At 30.9% G+C, this 16,005-nt stretch carries 14 protein-coding genes; 7 read left to right on the top strand and 7 right to left on the bottom strand.

What is annotated here, in order from left to right; genetic code table 11:
* Window positions 1-106: 106 nt before the first annotated feature.
* From EZM65_RS12955 to EZM65_RS12940, 4 genes are all read right to left on the bottom strand, one after another.
* Window positions 107-868, bottom strand: a complete 762-nt coding sequence (locus tag EZM65_RS12955) for a hypothetical protein (RefSeq protein WP_136668976.1) — start codon at window positions 866-868, stop codon at window positions 107-109.
* 160 nt (window positions 869-1,028) lie between these two features.
* Window positions 1,029-1,709, bottom strand: a complete 681-nt coding sequence (locus EZM65_RS12950; protein ID WP_136668975.1) for a response regulator transcription factor — start codon at window positions 1,707-1,709, stop codon at window positions 1,029-1,031.
* Window positions 1,710-1,711: 2 nt separating this feature from the next.
* A complete protein-coding gene (locus EZM65_RS12945; protein WP_136668974.1) occupies window positions 1,712-2,506 on the bottom strand; it encodes a sensor histidine kinase in 795 nt (264 codons plus the stop codon).
* Window positions 2,507-3,142: 636 nt separating this feature from the next.
* Window positions 3,143-3,496, bottom strand: coding sequence for a hypothetical protein (locus EZM65_RS12940; RefSeq protein ID WP_136668973.1), 354 nt, complete (start codon window positions 3,494-3,496; stop codon window positions 3,143-3,145).
* A 227-nt stretch (window positions 3,497-3,723) separates the two neighbouring features.
* On the opposite strand from EZM65_RS12940, the gene EZM65_RS12935 reads away from it, so the two are divergent.
* The 7 genes from EZM65_RS12935 to EZM65_RS12905 all read left to right on the top strand — a co-directional run bounded on the left by EZM65_RS12935 (window position 3,724) and on the right by EZM65_RS12905 (window position 10,755).
* Window positions 3,724-4,275 carry a phage tail protein gene (locus tag EZM65_RS12935; protein WP_136668972.1) on the top strand — a complete coding sequence of 184 codons (552 nt, stop codon included), beginning with the start codon at window positions 3,724-3,726 and terminating at the stop codon, window positions 4,273-4,275.
* A gap of 57 nt (window positions 4,276-4,332) precedes the next feature.
* A complete protein-coding gene (locus EZM65_RS12930; protein ID WP_136668971.1) occupies window positions 4,333-4,890 on the top strand; it encodes a phage tail protein in 558 nt (185 codons plus the stop codon).
* A 39-nt stretch (window positions 4,891-4,929) separates the two neighbouring features.
* The gene (locus EZM65_RS12925) at window positions 4,930-6,081 is read left to right on the top strand and encodes an ABC transporter substrate-binding protein (RefSeq protein ID WP_136668970.1); all 1,152 of its coding nucleotides are present in this window, start codon (window positions 4,930-4,932) and stop codon (window positions 6,079-6,081) included.
* Between the two features lies 1 nt (window position 6,082).
* Window positions 6,083-7,018 (top strand): methionyl-tRNA formyltransferase, encoded by a 936-nt coding sequence (locus EZM65_RS12920; RefSeq protein ID WP_136668969.1) that lies wholly within the window; start codon window positions 6,083-6,085, stop codon window positions 7,016-7,018.
* Between the two features lie 66 nt (window positions 7,019-7,084).
* Window positions 7,085-8,971 (top strand): T9SS type A sorting domain-containing protein, encoded by a 1,887-nt coding sequence (locus EZM65_RS12915; protein WP_136668968.1) that lies wholly within the window; start codon window positions 7,085-7,087, stop codon window positions 8,969-8,971.
* Between the two features lie 120 nt (window positions 8,972-9,091).
* Complete coding sequence (locus tag EZM65_RS12910) at window positions 9,092-9,601, top strand: carboxypeptidase-like regulatory domain-containing protein (RefSeq protein WP_136668967.1); 510 nt, start codon at window positions 9,092-9,094, stop codon at window positions 9,599-9,601.
* Between the two features lie 173 nt (window positions 9,602-9,774).
* Window positions 9,775-10,755 carry a T9SS type A sorting domain-containing protein gene (locus EZM65_RS12905; RefSeq protein WP_136668966.1) on the top strand — a complete coding sequence of 327 codons (981 nt, stop codon included), beginning with the start codon at window positions 9,775-9,777 and terminating at the stop codon, window positions 10,753-10,755.
* Window positions 10,756-10,933: 178 nt separating this feature from the next.
* Here the strand turns inward: EZM65_RS12905 and EZM65_RS12900 are convergent, their stop codons facing one another.
* From EZM65_RS12900 to EZM65_RS12890, 3 genes are read right to left on the bottom strand one after another with little or no spacing between them, the layout of a single operon-like run.
* Window positions 10,934-13,306, bottom strand: a complete 2,373-nt coding sequence (locus EZM65_RS12900; RefSeq protein WP_136668965.1) for a polysaccharide biosynthesis tyrosine autokinase — start codon at window positions 13,304-13,306, stop codon at window positions 10,934-10,936.
* Window positions 13,307-13,312: 6 nt separating this feature from the next.
* Window positions 13,313-14,089 carry a polysaccharide biosynthesis/export family protein gene (locus EZM65_RS12895; RefSeq protein WP_136668964.1) on the bottom strand — a complete coding sequence of 259 codons (777 nt, stop codon included), beginning with the start codon at window positions 14,087-14,089 and terminating at the stop codon, window positions 13,313-13,315.
* Window positions 14,090-14,092: 3 nt separating this feature from the next.
* Window positions 14,093-15,973, bottom strand: a complete 1,881-nt coding sequence (locus tag EZM65_RS12890; RefSeq protein ID WP_371683015.1) for a polysaccharide biosynthesis protein — start codon at window positions 15,971-15,973, stop codon at window positions 14,093-14,095.
* Between the last annotated feature and the right edge of the window lie 32 nt (window positions 15,974-16,005).

The following is a 16,005-nucleotide window of genomic DNA, read 5'->3' as shown; positions in this document are numbered from 1 at the left end:
TGCCTCTTTTTCTCATTTAATTTGATAGAAAAGTAAACACTAAAAATTCAAATCTTCAATTGTGTTTATTTTATATTGAATTACATAAACTATATTCTTTTCTAAACTACTGAGGGTCACAAGTATTAGGACATGGCTTTGAAAAATCATAAATAGCTTCAGGATCATCATTAGTGTATTTAGAAGTCGAAGAAGAAAAGAAGACAAAATTCTTCTCTTTATCCAAGCCTAACATTACAGTTGTTAATTTTCCTTCAGAATTTATTCCTAATAATATACCCAAATATTCAAATTTTGAAGATTTAGAAATTTCATCTATCACCTCTTTTTCAATGCTAAAATGATTGATACGAACTCCGTCATAAGATACAATCGTATTTATATCCTTTTTTTCAATCAGCTTTTTATTCCATTTATTAATATAATCAAAAGCCAGATTAGGAATCAACAAGTGCTTTCTCATTAATTCATTATCACTATTAAATTTACGCTTTGACAGAGATAACTCATTAACCTGATGAGATATTTTTTGGTCAGTATTAATAACAGAATTAATAATTCCCAAACTTTTACCATTTGTATCGACGCCTTCTGTTTTCAAATCTAATTTACCATCAGTCAACCCAAGTACAAATCTGAATTGTCTCAACTGAACATTTTCCTGTAAATGTGTCAGATCATTTTTGGGAAACAAATAACAGATTGTATTTCCATCATTTTTTGACAAACTTGATTCCAGTTTAGAATTTATCCATTCTTTTTTAAAAGCTGTAAAGCCAGATTCATCAGTTGACTTTGTTTTTATTTCTTCATTCTGACAAGAGATAAGAGTCACTAATCCCAAAAAAGTAAAAAATTTTTTTTTCATGTAATTCATTTTAAAGTTTATTGATAATGTATTATTACTCAACAATGGCCTGATATGCTCTTCAATGCTACATCCTAACACAAAGCACGTAACAGTTGTATTTATTTATTTTGCGGTTTCCGTTGTACTTTTTTAGATCAGTACTGCCTCAAAAATTTCTTTATAGATTTAAATCTTCAATTGAGATTATTTTATTTTGGATGGCATAAACTACTAGTCCTGCTACATTTTTAGATTCTGTCTTCAATAATAAGTTGTTTCTATGCCCTTCAACAGTCCTTGGACTAATAAAAAGCTTGTCAGCTATTTCACTTGTACTTAATTGTTTACAAATCAACAACAACACTTCTTTTTCTCTTTTTGTCAAATAATCTTCATCAAAAAGACTTTTATGTTGGCTTGTTGAATTTATTACAACATTCTCCTGAAGAATTTTCAATACTTCCTCATTATAATAAACTCCTTTTTGATATACTTCATTAATTGTATTAATCATTATTGCAGGAGTAGTATTTTTAACCAAATAAGATGCTGCTCCAGTATTAATCATATTTGCAATGAATAATTTTGAATCATAACTGGTAAGGGCAATGATCTTGATTTGAGGAAATTCATTTTGAATAATTCGAGTAGCTTCAACCCCATTCAAATGAGGCATTTTTAAATCCATCATAATGATATCTGGATGAATACTACTTTCTCTCAAAAAAGAAACCAGCTCTTCTCCGTTGGAAACTTCAAAAATAATTTCAATATTTGCTTCTCTTTCTAATAAAAATGATATTCCTTTTCGAAATAAAACTTCATCATCCGCTAAAATTATCTTAATCGTATCTTTCATCCTTAAAAAATAAAAACCACCTGAATTCCTTTATTTACTTCAGAAGTTATTTTTAAATCACCATTTAAAAAACTAATTCTACTTTCAATATTTTTCATACCTAATCCTTTATGATTTTTAAGGTCATTACTATCAAATCCAACCCCATTATCTGAAAACTCACAAATGTTTTGTTTTTGATTATTTTCAGAAAAGATAAGTTGGATTTTTGTTGCCTTACCATGCTTAAGAGAATTATTAAATAATTCCTGAATAATCCTAAAAACATGCAAGTGCTTTTGAATATCTTTTTGATTGAATTGAACTGAATTTTTATATTCAATTTCGATTGATTTACTGCTGTTGATTTCAAAACACAATTCTTCTACTCCAGCATGCAATCCAAATTTTTCTAAAACTGGCGGTAACAAATCATGAGCAATACGTCTAGAATTATCTAATACTTTAGTAGTAAGATTTACAATATTTATTGATATTTCTGTGAGTTCTTTTTCAGATAAATTTTTTGCTGTTAATAAATGGCTATTCAATGAAATAATATTTAGTTTAGAACTTATATCATCGTGTAAATCTTGGGCAATGCGTCTTCTTTCTTCTTCTTGAGTAATTATTATAGAATGAAGAAGTTCTTTTTGATAACTTAGTTCCAAGTTTTTCTTTTCCATTTCTTTTTGGATGATTTTCTTTCTTGAAAAATAAAAAAACAAAACTAAGACTAACCCCATGAGAAGGAAAGCTCCAAAAGAAATAATAGTAATTTCTATAATTTCTCTATCATCAAGAAGATTAATCTTCATTTCTAATTGATTTCATTAAGATTACCCATTCAATTAATATAAAAACCTGATACACTATATACAATAATCCATTTAATATCCATGGTATTTTTGTATATTCTCTACTTAAAATATTTGTTACATTACCTAAAATAAATAAAATAGTACTCCCAAAAAGATAAATTAACAAGCCAATAGTCAAAACATAAAATTTTCTTTTTTGTTCTAATGAATTATACATGTAAAATGTAGTACATATAATTATGAAAAAAGAAGAAAAAAATATTTCAATCAAATTGAATTTATAAAATAATTGAGGAGAAAATAAATATTGGATTATTATGATTGTAGTTGATGCTAAAAAAAATTTAGTCAATAGTACTCTTTGTGTTTTTAAATCAATAAGTTCCCTAAAAAAAAGACTTAAGAATAGGAATTGACCCAAAAAATAAAAATGCGATAAAAAGAGGTTATTCAAATACAAAATACTTAACACCTCCGTAAGTACTTGTATGAAAAAGCTCCACAACAAATAATATGTGAAATAAGCAAAAGCTTTTCCAAATTTTTCAGAAAAGCTTTTTATTTCTTTAAGATAAAGAATATTATTCAACAATAAAAAAGCATAACCAATATAAGCAATATATAGTAGCACCTTTATTTATTTAAAGGACTATCCGGATCACATGCAGACGGACAGGGTCTTGTAAAATCATAAATATCGCCATCAGTCAATACTTCATTTGTTGGATCAGCAGTAATCATATCTATATAATTTCCAGTCTTTTCATCATACTTTGTCCCAACAATCATTAATCGTTCAACTCCATTGTTATCAATCCCGATGTATGCTCTTGCCGCATCGATACCTTCAGTTAAAACTTCCTGTAAATCCACTTTAGGAATCAAAAAAGCTTTTAATTTATGGTGCTTATTGTAATCACCTTCTTCTTTTCTCCATCTTTTAGCCCACGTTTTAGCATCTTTTAATAAAACAGTGTTTTTTTTCATAATTTTTTAGAGTTTGTTTATTTAACAAAAATAATACTATAAATTTATAATTAACAATCTTTTAAATAAATCAGGTATTTATACCTTATTCTTATTTTATACAAAACAATAATTTAGCATTTCAGCAAAAAAATTAAATATACTTATGGAATACTTTTCCTATATTTATATTCAATTTCGTAAAAAAATAAAAAAACTAAAAAATATTAACTTTAAAAATTACAATTATGTCTACCGATCCGTTTATTGGGGAAATTAAACTTTTAGCCTTTGACTTCGCGCCTCGTAACTTTGCAACATGTGCTGGACAAATTCTTTCGATTGCGCAAAACACAGCACTATTTTCATTATTGGGAACAACCTATGGTGGCAATGGACAAACTACTTTTGCCTTACCTGACTTAAGAGGTCGTATGCCAATAGGACAAGGGCAAGGCGCAGGGCTACCTTCTTACGTTATGGGTCAACTAGCGGGAACTACAACGGCAACATTACTTACTACAAACATGCCCATCCATAATCATGCTGCAACTGGAATTAATGTACGAATTCCGGTAACTTCAGCAAGTGAAGATTCATCTGCTACAAACAATTATATTGGTAATGCTGTAAATGACACATTTGGACCACTTGCATCTCCAACAGCATCATTAGGTTCACCGGTGGTTTCTGGAAATACAGCTCCAGCAGGTGGTAGTCAACCATTTTCTATAATGAATCCTTATTTAACCATTAACTATTCAATTGCATTGACTGGAATCTTCCCTTCAAGAAATTAAGTTTAAAAAAATATTGATTTTTTATAATTAATTCAACAAAAAACAAACTGTTAAATTATGTCTACATCTGCAGAACCTTTTATTGGAGAAATTAAAATCTTTGGTTTTAACTTTGCTCCTATTGGTCATATGACTTGCCAAGGACAAATATTGTCAATAGCTCAAAACACAGCATTATTTTCCTTAATAGGAACTATTTATGGTGGCAATGGCCAAACAACTTTTGCCTTACCAAATTTAAGCGGACGAGTACCTATTGGGCAAGGTACTGGACCTGGACTACCTAATTACACTATAGGAGAAATAGGTGGAAATACTAATGCAACACTTCTTACAACAAATATGCCCATTCATAATCATGCCGCAACTGGGATTAATGTAAGAATTCCAGTAACTTCAGCAAGTGAAGATTCATCAGCGACAAACAACTACATTGGTAATGCAGTGAATGATACTTTTGGGCCACTTGCATCTCCAACAGCGTCATTAGGCGCACCAGTAGTTTCAGGAGCCACTGCTTCAGCAGGGGGCAGTCAACCATTTTCTATTCTGAACCCTTATTTAACAATGAATTATAGTATTGCTATTGAAGGTATTTTCCCATCTCGTAACTAAAAAAATAAAGGCAATTAAAAATTGCCTGATTTTATATAAATGAAAAAAATTGGACTCTTATTACCAAAATCTACTTATTATTCGACAATTGGATTTGATATTTTTGAAGGATTAAAATCTAATTTGAAAAACATCGGTATTGATCAATTAAAAATCATAACCGAAAACATAGGTTTTGGAGCTGACAAACAGCAATGTTATCGTGCTGCAGAAAAATTAATATTAGATGAAGATGTAGAGCTTGTTATTGCATATATAGGTCACAGAGCAGCAGAATTATTAAGACCGCTATTTTTAGCAACAAATAAGATTTTAATTGTCCTTGATGCTGGAGCCAATATGCCTCAAGAGTGGTCAGTTTGTCCAAACATAATTTACCATTCATTACACAATTCTTTAGGAGCATATTTATCATCCCAATTAGCTATTAAAAAAGGCTACAAAACGGGTGGAATGGTAACTGGTTATTATGATGGAGGTTATCTGCAAACTTATAGTATTTCAAAAAGTTTTGAGGATGCAGGTGGAAAAATATGTTTTAATCATGCCACAGGATACAAGGATGATGATTTCACAATGGAACCTCTAATAGAGCATATAAAATCACATCCTGATTCTGCATTATTATCTTTATTTAGTGGTGATTACGTGCAATGGTATTTTGAAAAAACAAAAAATTTATTTGGAGAAACCAATCTTCCCATTTTTTTAACGCCTTTTGGCTTAGAAGAAACAATGTTAAAAAATGCCGTTTGCCCAAGTACTAATATTCATGGGATTGCGGCTTGGTCAAAAGAAATAAAAAATACAGAAAACAATTCATTTATAGAGCATATTGAATCTGTTGGTAAAAAGCCTAATCTTTTTTCATTATTAGGATGGGAAAGTGCTGTTATTATTCAAAAAGTACTAACTCTTTTAGAAATCAATAATAACAATATAACAAAAGTTATTAGCGATCTTGATTCATTTGAGTTTAAAAGTCCTAGAGGTTTAATCACTTTCCATTCTAAATACAATCATACAATTGCTCCATTATATGAAGCATTAGTTGTTCCGGATGAAAGTGGAAATAGTACCTTAAAAATAAATGCGATAATAGAAAATACTGCAAATTATTTTGATGACTTGTATAATCAAGAATTAAATGAGGCTACATCTGCTTGGTATAATAGTTACGCTTGTATTTAATATGGAAAAGAAAAAGAAAATAGTAATACTATGTGGCGGAAAATTTGCTTTCCGATCATTACAATTACTTGCAATTGAAAAATTTCTTTATGGAATAGCAATTGGGAAAGGCAGTAAAACCATTATTGATTCCTTAGAAAAAGAGACTTCAAACAGTGGCTTGCCATTCAAATCTTTTCCAACAAAAAAATCTGTTTTAGCAATGCGGGAATGGCTTGATGAAATCCAGCCTGATTACATTTTTTCCATTTCTTTTCCTTTTTTAATTCCAGAATCTGTTTTATCCTATGGTTATGATAAGTTTATAAATTTTCACCCAGCGCCACTGCCTAGATACAGAGGTGCAATGCCAATTTTTGAAGTTCTGAGAAATCAAGAAAATAAAACAGCCATTTGTGCACATTTTATGAATGACAAATTTGACCAAGGCAATATTATTTTCAACGATCCTATAACCATCGAAAAGAGTGAAACTTACGGAAGTCTGACTATTAAGTTAAGCAACAGAATGTCGCAAATAGTTTTAAACGTAGCTAATATGCTAGAGTACGGAACTAAAATACCTAGTTTTCCTCAAAACGAAGATGATGCATGTTATTACGAAAAGCCAGAATTACTGGACACCTATATCAACTGGAAAAGCATGAATGCAATTGAAATTATCGCTTTAATAAACGCTTGCAATCCTTGGAATGTAGGAGCAGATGCCACTTTACTTGGTGAGCAAATAAAAATAATTTCAGCAATTGCAATTGATGAACGTCACTATGATTCAACAGTCGGAACTATTATAGCTATAACTGATGATGGCATGATCAAAGTTGCCTGCTCTGATAACGAAGTCATTGCAGTAAAAATTTTAGCTACTGATGAAGGGATTATGACATCACAACAATACGTTCAATTAAAGAAAATAGACGAATGCTCTTTAATTTAAAAAAATCTAACTAAACTAAAACTTCTAAAAAAATAACATTTAACAAACTAACTAAAACTAATTAATATGAAGATTAAAATTACTTTATCATTCCTCCTACTTGTCTTCAGCATATTTAGTGCTCAAGCTCAAGTTTTTTGGAGTGATACTTTTGAGGACGCGGGAGCGCCTTCAAGCGGTACGAGGACTCCAGAAAGCGATACTGGAACTGGATCACCATTCATTTCATATTTCACAAGAACTAATAACACTAGTATTAGCGTTGTAACATCACTCAGTGGTGGTTATTTATCTGGGGAAGGTTCAAAATTTTGGGCAGGTGAAAATCATGATGAAATTACCGGTTCAAAAGTAGTTGGAACTGAAGAACAACAAATAGATTGGGCAGGAATAAACATTAGTGGTAAAACTAATTTATCATTTAATGGGCTTTTTGCTGCTAATAATACTACTAATGCTTTTGAAAATTCAGTATTAGGTTCAACCCACAGCGACTATATAATTGTTGAATACAGTATAGACGGTGGTCCTTATGTATCACTTTTAAAATTTTATGCTAATAACATAATAAATAGTGGTACAGGTAACAAATCATTAGCTTTAGATACAGATGGGGACAATGTAGGTGATGGTACAGTACTTAGTTCAACTTTTCAATCTTTTGAAAAACAAATTTCAGGTACCGGAACAAGTTTGAATCTTAGAATAAGAAGTTTTACGGATGGAGGTAGTGAAGAATGGGCAATAGACAATTTTAAACTACAGGAAGGTATTACATGTATTAATCCAATTGCCTATAATGTTACAGGCGGAGGATCTGGTTCTACCGTTCCTGTTGGATTATCAAATTCAGAAATAGGCGTTACATATCAGTTAAAAAAAGACGGTTCAAATGTTGGCTCTCCAGTAGCAGGAACAGGTTCTTCAATTTCTTTTGGCAATCAAACAGTTTCAGGAACATATACAGTAGTAGGTACAAGAACAAATGGGCAATGTGCTGCAACTATGACAGGAAATGCTGTGGTAACATATGTTCCAGAACCTACACCCTCTTTTTGGAATGATACTTTTGAAGATACAGGAGCACCTTCAAGCGGTACTAGAATTGCAGAGAGCAACATAGGAACAGGTTCTCCTTTTACTTCTTATTTTGTGAGAACTAGCAACTCAAATATTGATATAGTAACATCACTTAGTGGTGGATATTTATTAGCAGAAGGAGCTAAATTTTGGGCTGGAGAAAATCATGATGAGTTATCTGGATCAGCAATAGTTGGAACTGAAGAACAACAAATAGATTGGACTGGGATAAACATTAGCAGTAAAGTTGGTTTAGTTTTTAAAGGACTTTTTGCAGCAAATAACACATCTGCTGCTTTTGACACACAGGCATTAGGAGCAGCACATAGTGACTATATAATTGTTGAATATAGAATTGACGGAGGTTCTTACAATACACTTTTGAAATTTTATGGTAATAACGATATTTTCTCAGGAACCAACAATAAATCTCTGGCTTTAGATACCAATGATGATAATATTGGTGATGGAACAATTCTTACAACAAGTTTTCAAGAATTTGAGAAATCAATACCTACAACGGGAAATACATTAGACTTGAGGGTTAGATCATATACAAATTCAAGTAATGAAGAATGGGCTATGGATAACTTAAGGCTATTAGACAGTACATTAAGCAACGATGACTTTGTTAAAACCAAATCATTCGTAATGTTTCCAAATCCAAATAAGGGTAATGCAATTAATATTAAATCTGATTTTGATGGAAATTTTGAAGTAATAAATCAATTAGGCCAAACTGTTAAAACTTTTAAAATAAGTTCAAATTTGATAAATACAGTTAATTTAAATCAGTTATCTGATGGCTTTTATTTTGTCAAAGGAACAAATGGAACTAAAGTAATTACTCAAAAATTAGTTATAAAGAACTAAATTTAATATCGTTTTGAATTGACAAATTTTTTGGCTTTATTTAAAACAATAATTTATTGAATTTAATCACTTTAAAACTAAAAAAGTTGTCTCTTTTTTAAAATATCAAATCTAAAAATTATGAAAAGAAGATTGTTTGTTAAAAAAACAGGTATAGTTTCCATGGGTATTTTAGCCTTTTCAGGCGCAAAAGTATTTGCAAACACTACTGAAGAAAAAAGTTCTGTTATAGATTTGTTGCCTTTTTCAGAAGTGTCACAAAAAATCATTTTAAAAGGCTCCATTGTTGACGCAATAACATCACAACCAATTGGGGATTGTAAAATGACCGTAAAAGCTAAAACAAATAGACTTTTCAACACAACTAAAAATATTTTAACATCAAATGGTGATTATACCATTGTTTCTGGTTTTATCCCTGAAGGTAAAATTAGCAGAAAAATTGAAGTTGAAATTGAAGCCGATGGTTATAAAACTTATACTAGCTTTATTTATTTATCAGTAGGAGGCTGTCATTTACATAGTAAAGAATGGGACTATAATAAAAATTTTGATCATAACAATTGTCCTAAAAATAAAAGAATAGGAAGTGAAATTGTTTCACTATTCAACTTCAGGCTGGTAAAATAAAATATTTTACATTAAAATTATTGTAATTAAAAGATTCTTGAATAAGGGTTAAACATATTTCAAAAAAAGAAAGATTTATCTTGTTAAATTTTTTAAGAAAACTATGTATATCTTCAACATAATTAATTATTTTTATATGACATTTAAACAATAACAAACTAAACTTTAGCAAGATGAAACAAAAAATTACTTTAACAGTCATAGTGATAGTTATAAACATTTTTAGTAGCCAAGCTCAATCCCAGTTTTGGAGTGACACATTTGAAGACACAGGAGCACCTTCAAGTGGAACTAGAAATGCTGAAAATAACACAGGATTTGGGTCTCCATATACTTCTTATTTTGTAAGAACCGATAACACAGGAATTAACACACAATTCACTGGACCTACTGGATATCAATCAGTTCAGGGAACAAAATTTTGGGCAGGAGAAGATCAAGACAATTTAACAGGTACAACTATTGCTGGTACAGAAGAACAACAAATAGATTGGACCGGCATAAATGTAAGTGGTAAAACTAGTATCACTTTCAAAGGATTATTTGCAGCAAATAACATAAGTGCCTCATTTGACTGTTTACCTTGTACACCAGCAACATCACATTCTGATTATCTTATAGTTGAATATCGATTAAATGGAAGTGGATCCTATACTCCTATTTTTCGCTTTTTTACCAACAATAATATTATATCAGGCACAAACAATAAATCTTTAGCTTTAGATACTGACAATAACGATATAGGGGATGGAACTGTATTAACAAGCACATTTACTGAGTTTGAAAAAAATTTATCAATAAGTGCGAGTACTTTAGACCTTAGAATTAGAGTGTACGCAAATCAACTTAGTGAAGAATGGGCAATTGATAATTTTAGATTATTAGATAATACTTTAGGGGTAGAAGATTTTGAAAAAAGTAAAGTTTTAAAAGTGTATCCAAACCCTGCAAAAGACAACTTTAAAATCTTATCTCAACAGGACGCTTCAATTACTATTTACAATCAATTAGGTCAAACCGTTAAACATTTTAATGTTACTCAAAATATTGAAACTTTAGTAAATACTGAAGAATTTTCTCAGGGTGTTTACTTCTTGGTTGGAACAACTTCTGATGGTAAAAAGTTTAATGAAAAAATTATCCTTGAAAAATAAAAGAAAGATAAACTATAAAATGATTCTAAAATTCATTCTCTGAAACTAATTGGACACCAGTTAAAGTACCGTATATGTTTTAAGAATTGAGACAGACTACTTACAGCTAAAGATTAAATCAACATAAAAGAGGCTGTCTTATTAAGACAGCCTCTTTTCATATAATAAACAAACAATGTTATTTAAATGGATTTAAGTCCAAAATTTTTTGATACCATGGCTTTTTAATTATCTCAACTCCATATCCATAACCATAACCGTAGCCCTTCTCAACATCTGTATCGTTTAACACTATTGACATATTTGGAAGCTTTTTCTCTTGATACAGATTACCTGGGATTTTCAATAATTCTTTTTCCAAATAATTAGATCTGACTACATAAACAAAAGCATCTGCATTTTTGGCAATCAATAAAGTGTCGGTAACCAAACTAACCGGAGCGGTATCAACAACTATATAATCATATTTTGTTTTCAGCTCATCAAACAGTTTTTCCAACTTAATATTCATTAATAGTTCCGCAGGATTAGGAGGTATTACCCCTGAAGGAAGAATATCAAAATACTCATAGCCTGATTGTTTCAAAAGATAATTGTCAATGTCAGTATCAGCGGTTGAAAGAAAATTTGTTACTCCTCTTGAAGGAACATGAAAATATTCATCAATTTTAGGGTTTCTGATATCCAATCCAATCAACAAGACTCTCTTTCCTGAAATAGCCATAGTCGTTGCTAAATTAGCTGCAATAAAAGTTTTACCTTCGCCTGGAATTGTGGATGTAACAAAAATAGTTTTAGCTTTCTCAATAGAAGTATTGCTTAACACAAATTCCAAATTTGTCCTAACGATACGTATTGCTTCAGCTGAACTTGTACGGCTATCAGATTGAATAATTTCATTATTTGAATCAGAATGCGGCACATCACCCAAGAATGGGATATGTAACCTATCAACATCAGTTTTGTCTTTAACTTTAGTATCTAATAAAAACTTCAAATATAAAATTGAGAAAGGAATAATCAACCCCAAAAGTAAAGCAACCAGATATATAATCTGCTTTTTTGGAGAGACTGGAATATCACTTGAATAGCCTTTGTCCACAATTTTAGAAATTGGAGCAGTACCTGCTAAAGTAATTGCAGTCTCCTCTCGCTTTTTGAACAAATACAAATACAGTTCTTCTTTGATTTGCTGCTGACGGAAAATATTACGGAATTCTCTTTCCACTTTCGGCAATGCATCTATTTTAGATTGCATTTGACTGCCAAATTTACTCTGCTCTTTATCTTGTAAAACCAGAGAACTTTTCAACCTTTTCAGGCTCTCCCCTATATTTGACTTAAGGTTTGAAATTTTGTCATCAAGTCTTACAACTATTGGATTATCCTCTGTAGAACTTTGCAATATCCTGTTCCTTTCCAAAATCAAATTATTAAACTCGGCTATCATTGCAGCTGATTGATTTTCATTAGGAATAATATTAACCGGGAGTATTTCGTAAGAACCACTTTTGTGCAAATAGTTCTCCATCATATTGACTACCTGCAATTGTGCTTTAGTAGATATTTCTTCTGCTTTTAATTCTTGATTGCCTCTTAAATTAAGCTCGGCCTCCGTAGGAATATCTACAATTTTCTTGCTCTTTTTAAAAGTCTCCACATCTTTTTCCACTCCATCCAGCTCTGTGGTTATAATTCCCAATCTGTCGTTTATAAAGTCAGAAGTTTTCTGGCTGATGATATTTTTATCTTTTATTGCCTCTTGGTTATAAATAGAAATCAACATATTTAAATAATCCTCAGCCTTTTTTGCAACCGGGTCACTTATCGAAAGTTCTAAAACATTTGTTTTTTTTGTTAAAGGTAATACAGATAAATTTTTACTGTACGTATCAGTTAATTTTTCAGTATCATAAATGCCAATACGATAAAAATTCTTTGTAAACGGAATAGGCTTACCTATTTCATCAAACAATACATTCTTAACTATAGAATATTCACCTAACTCAGACGACTTTATCTTTTGATTAAAATTAAATTTACCTTTACTGTTGTTAGAACCATCAAACAATTCAAATTGAGTGTCAGAAATAACATCAACACCAATTAAAGTATCTTTTTTATAAAATAATGAATCTTTGGGGGCAAATTGAATCTTAATCAAGTTTGCTCCATAAGCATCTGAAGATTTAATTCTCCCTTCCAGAATATATTTAATATTAAAACTTCCTTTTTTTATTGTTTTTTCGGCTAGTGCCCTCGATTTTAACACTTCTATTTCATCATCAATATTTTTAGATCCTCCTCCAAAAAGATCCAAATCTTTAAATGCTGAAAGCTCAGAGGACAAACCACCGGACTTTTCATCTTTTATTAACAAAGTAGCTGAAGCCTTAAAAACAGGAACAGAATATCTTAAATAAATTTTAGCCAAAGCCAGACATAAGAAAACACTCAGCAGAAACCACTTCCAATAGTGCAAATAACTTACCAATAATTGTTTTAAATTGATAGATTCTTCAGATGAAGTATCTTTATACAAATCCTGCATTCCGATTTATTTTTTGAAAAGTAAAACTAAAGAAATTAAAACTGAACTTAACGAAACCCACACCGGTATGTTTTGGTTGAAAGTAGAAGAGTTTGATTTAGCTCCGTTGGGTTCAACATAAACAACATCATTCTGAACCAAATAATAATATGGAGAATTCATAAAATCAGATTTTGTCAAATCAACTCTTCCAACAGTTTTTTTTCCATCAATTTCCCTTATAATCAAAACATTCTGACGTTTACCATAAATAGTTAAATCCCCAGCTAGCGACAACGCTTCCAAAAGGGTTATTCTTTCACTTGTGATTGGATATGCACCTGGTCTGGTTACTTCACCCTGAACAGATACTTTATAATTCATTACTCTAATATTGATAATAGGGTTTTTGACATACTGCAATAATTTGCCTTTCAATATATTAATTGCTTCATTTTTAGTTTTTCCCATAAGATCAATAGTTCCTAATATAGGAAATTCTATTTTACCCTCTTTATCTATAAGATAAAGCATATGCTGTCTTTGAGACATCGCTGCAGACTGTCCTATAGGTGTGGCAACGCTTTCGGGACTTAAATTGAAAGGTGCTGCAGCCTCAGGATCCGGAGCAGATACTATAATCATTAATAAATCATCCGGCTGAAATTTAGATTCAAATTTAGCTCCGCTTAAATCTTTAAAAGAATCGATGTCTTGATAATAGGCAATCTTTTTTTGCTGACCGCAGCTCCATATTCCATTCAGGAAAACAATAAAACAAACAAGTTTTAAAAATTTAATCATTTTTTATTTATCTAGGATTTCAAATATTGAATTCAGGCTTTTAAATTCAGGAACCAATTCCTTCATTCGCTGCACCAACAAATGATGCTTGTATTCGTTGGCATTTTCTACAATTTGATTGATTGATTGATTTACAAAAACATAATCTTCAATCAATTCCTGCGCAATCATTATTTTTTCATGATGTGTAGGCATCGTTTTTGAAGTGTCATTCAACAATTCCTCATATAGTTTCTCACCGGGGCGCAAACCTACTTCTTTTATTTTAATATCAACATTAGGAACGAAGCCAGCCAATCGAATCATTTTAACAGCTAAATCGTAAATTTTTACCGGTTTACCCATATCAAAAATAAAAATTTCACCTCCATTCCCCATAGCTCCTGCCTCTAACACTAATTGACATGCCTCGGAAATAGTCATGAAATATCTTATAATTTCTTTATGCGTTATAGTAATTGGCCCTCCTTCATTAATCTGTTTTGTAAAAAGGGGTACTACAGAACCATTTGAGCCTAATACATTACCAAAACGGGTAGTTATAAATTTTGTTGTTCCTTTATTTTTTTTCAATTCGTTAAAATAAAGTGACTGAACATATTTTTCAGCAATGCGTTTACTGGCACCCATAACATTACTGGGGTTAACTGCCTTATCTGTAGAAACCATTACAAAGCGTTCAACACCATATTGTATCGATAAATCGGCTATATTTTTCGTCCCGGCCACATTAACAAAAATTGCCTGCGAAGGATTATCTTCCATCAATGGGACATGTTTGTATGCTGCTGCATGATAAACCAAATCGGGACTATACAATTCAAACAATCTCTCTACTGAATTTTTATCGCGAATATCAGCAATTACAGGAATGATACTTATAAATTCATTAACATGCTGTAGCTCCAGTGTTAATTCATGTAAAGGTGTTTCTGCCTGATCAAGAATTATAATAGTTTTAGGACTAAAGTCCAGCAGTTGCTTTACTATTTCACTTCCTATTGATCCGGCGGCTCCGGTAATCAAAACAGCTTTTCCATTTATTTGACTGGAAATCATCTGATTATCCAAAACAATAGGCTTCCTGTCCAATAAATCCTCAATCTGAAAATTTTTAATTTTTTTCGAAATTTCTTTTTGATTTTCCCAATCTGAAATTATTGGAACGGTATATACCTTGTAGTTATGTTCAAGACAATCATCAACTATAGCTATTTTTTCTTCTTTAGTAAGACCTTTATCTGCTATAATAAGGGCTTCTGCTTTCATGTTACGCATTATTACAGAAACTTTTTTCCGTTGACTTAAAATGGGCAGATCTAATATTCTCTTGGATTCATGAGTATTATATTTATCTATAAATCCTAAAAGTTTAAATCGGGACGGTATTTCCGCTACTAATGCATTTGAAACTGAAATAGCATTTGCATCAGCGCCATATACTAATGCATTAATCAGATTTCCATTATTGGAATCCTTAATAAAAGCTTCAAAAACTTGCTTTACTATGACCCGATAAAAAAATAATAACGAGAAAGACAGTACAATATTTACCAATAATGCACTATTAAGAAACAATTGCTCATTTTTCAAAAAGAGAAAAAGAGTATTCAAAAGAAAAAGAAACAAAAAGACAAAAGACTCTGCAAAAAAAATCTTTATTGCATCAATAAATGATGAATGCCTTATAATTCCAGAATATGTTTTAAACCACCAAAAAAAGAATAAATTAGTCGACAGGTATAAACCCAACATAAAACCTGAATTCAGCAAATCAAAGTAATGACTTTTTAAACCGCTGAAAAGTAAATAAGTAAAAATAAACGTTGAAGAAACAACAACTAAATCAATAACCAAAACAAGCCATCTAGGCAGATAGGCCAAGCTATTAAGATTTAATGAAGCTTTATCCTTCA

The sequence above is a fragment of the Flavobacterium sp. H122 genome (genome assembly GCF_004959765.1).
Taxonomy (GTDB): Bacteria; Bacteroidota; Bacteroidia; order Flavobacteriales; family Flavobacteriaceae; genus Flavobacterium.
Note: the sequence above shows the minus strand (reverse complement) of the source record. Positions and strands in the feature narration are given on the sequence as shown.

Coding starts and splice junctions, on each gene's coding strand:
- EZM65_RS12935 (WP_136668972.1), top strand. CDS start 3,724: ATGTCTACCGATCCGTTTATTGGGGAAATTAAACTTTTAGCCTTTGAC.
- EZM65_RS12900 (WP_136668965.1), bottom strand. CDS start 13,306: ATGCAGGATTTGTATAAAGATACTTCATCTGAAGAATCTATCAATTTA.
- EZM65_RS12905 (WP_136668966.1), top strand. CDS start 9,775: ATGAAACAAAAAATTACTTTAACAGTCATAGTGATAGTTATAAACATT.
- EZM65_RS12950 (WP_136668975.1), bottom strand. CDS start 1,709: ATGAAAGATACGATTAAGATAATTTTAGCGGATGATGAAGTTTTATTT.
- EZM65_RS12895 (WP_136668964.1), bottom strand. CDS start 14,089: ATGATTAAATTTTTAAAACTTGTTTGTTTTATTGTTTTCCTGAATGGA.
- EZM65_RS12925 (WP_136668970.1), top strand. CDS start 4,930: ATGAAAAAAATTGGACTCTTATTACCAAAATCTACTTATTATTCGACA.
- EZM65_RS12930 (WP_136668971.1), top strand. CDS start 4,333: ATGTCTACATCTGCAGAACCTTTTATTGGAGAAATTAAAATCTTTGGT.
- EZM65_RS12920 (WP_136668969.1), top strand. CDS start 6,083: ATGGAAAAGAAAAAGAAAATAGTAATACTATGTGGCGGAAAATTTGCT.
- EZM65_RS12940 (WP_136668973.1), bottom strand. CDS start 3,496: ATGAAAAAAAACACTGTTTTATTAAAAGATGCTAAAACGTGGGCTAAA.
- EZM65_RS12915 (WP_136668968.1), top strand. CDS start 7,085: ATGAAGATTAAAATTACTTTATCATTCCTCCTACTTGTCTTCAGCATA.
- EZM65_RS12945 (WP_136668974.1), bottom strand. CDS start 2,506: ATGAAGATTAATCTTCTTGATGATAGAGAAATTATAGAAATTACTATT.
- EZM65_RS12910 (WP_136668967.1), top strand. CDS start 9,092: ATGAAAAGAAGATTGTTTGTTAAAAAAACAGGTATAGTTTCCATGGGT.
- EZM65_RS12955 (WP_136668976.1), bottom strand. CDS start 868: ATGAAAAAAAAATTTTTTACTTTTTTGGGATTAGTGACTCTTATCTCT.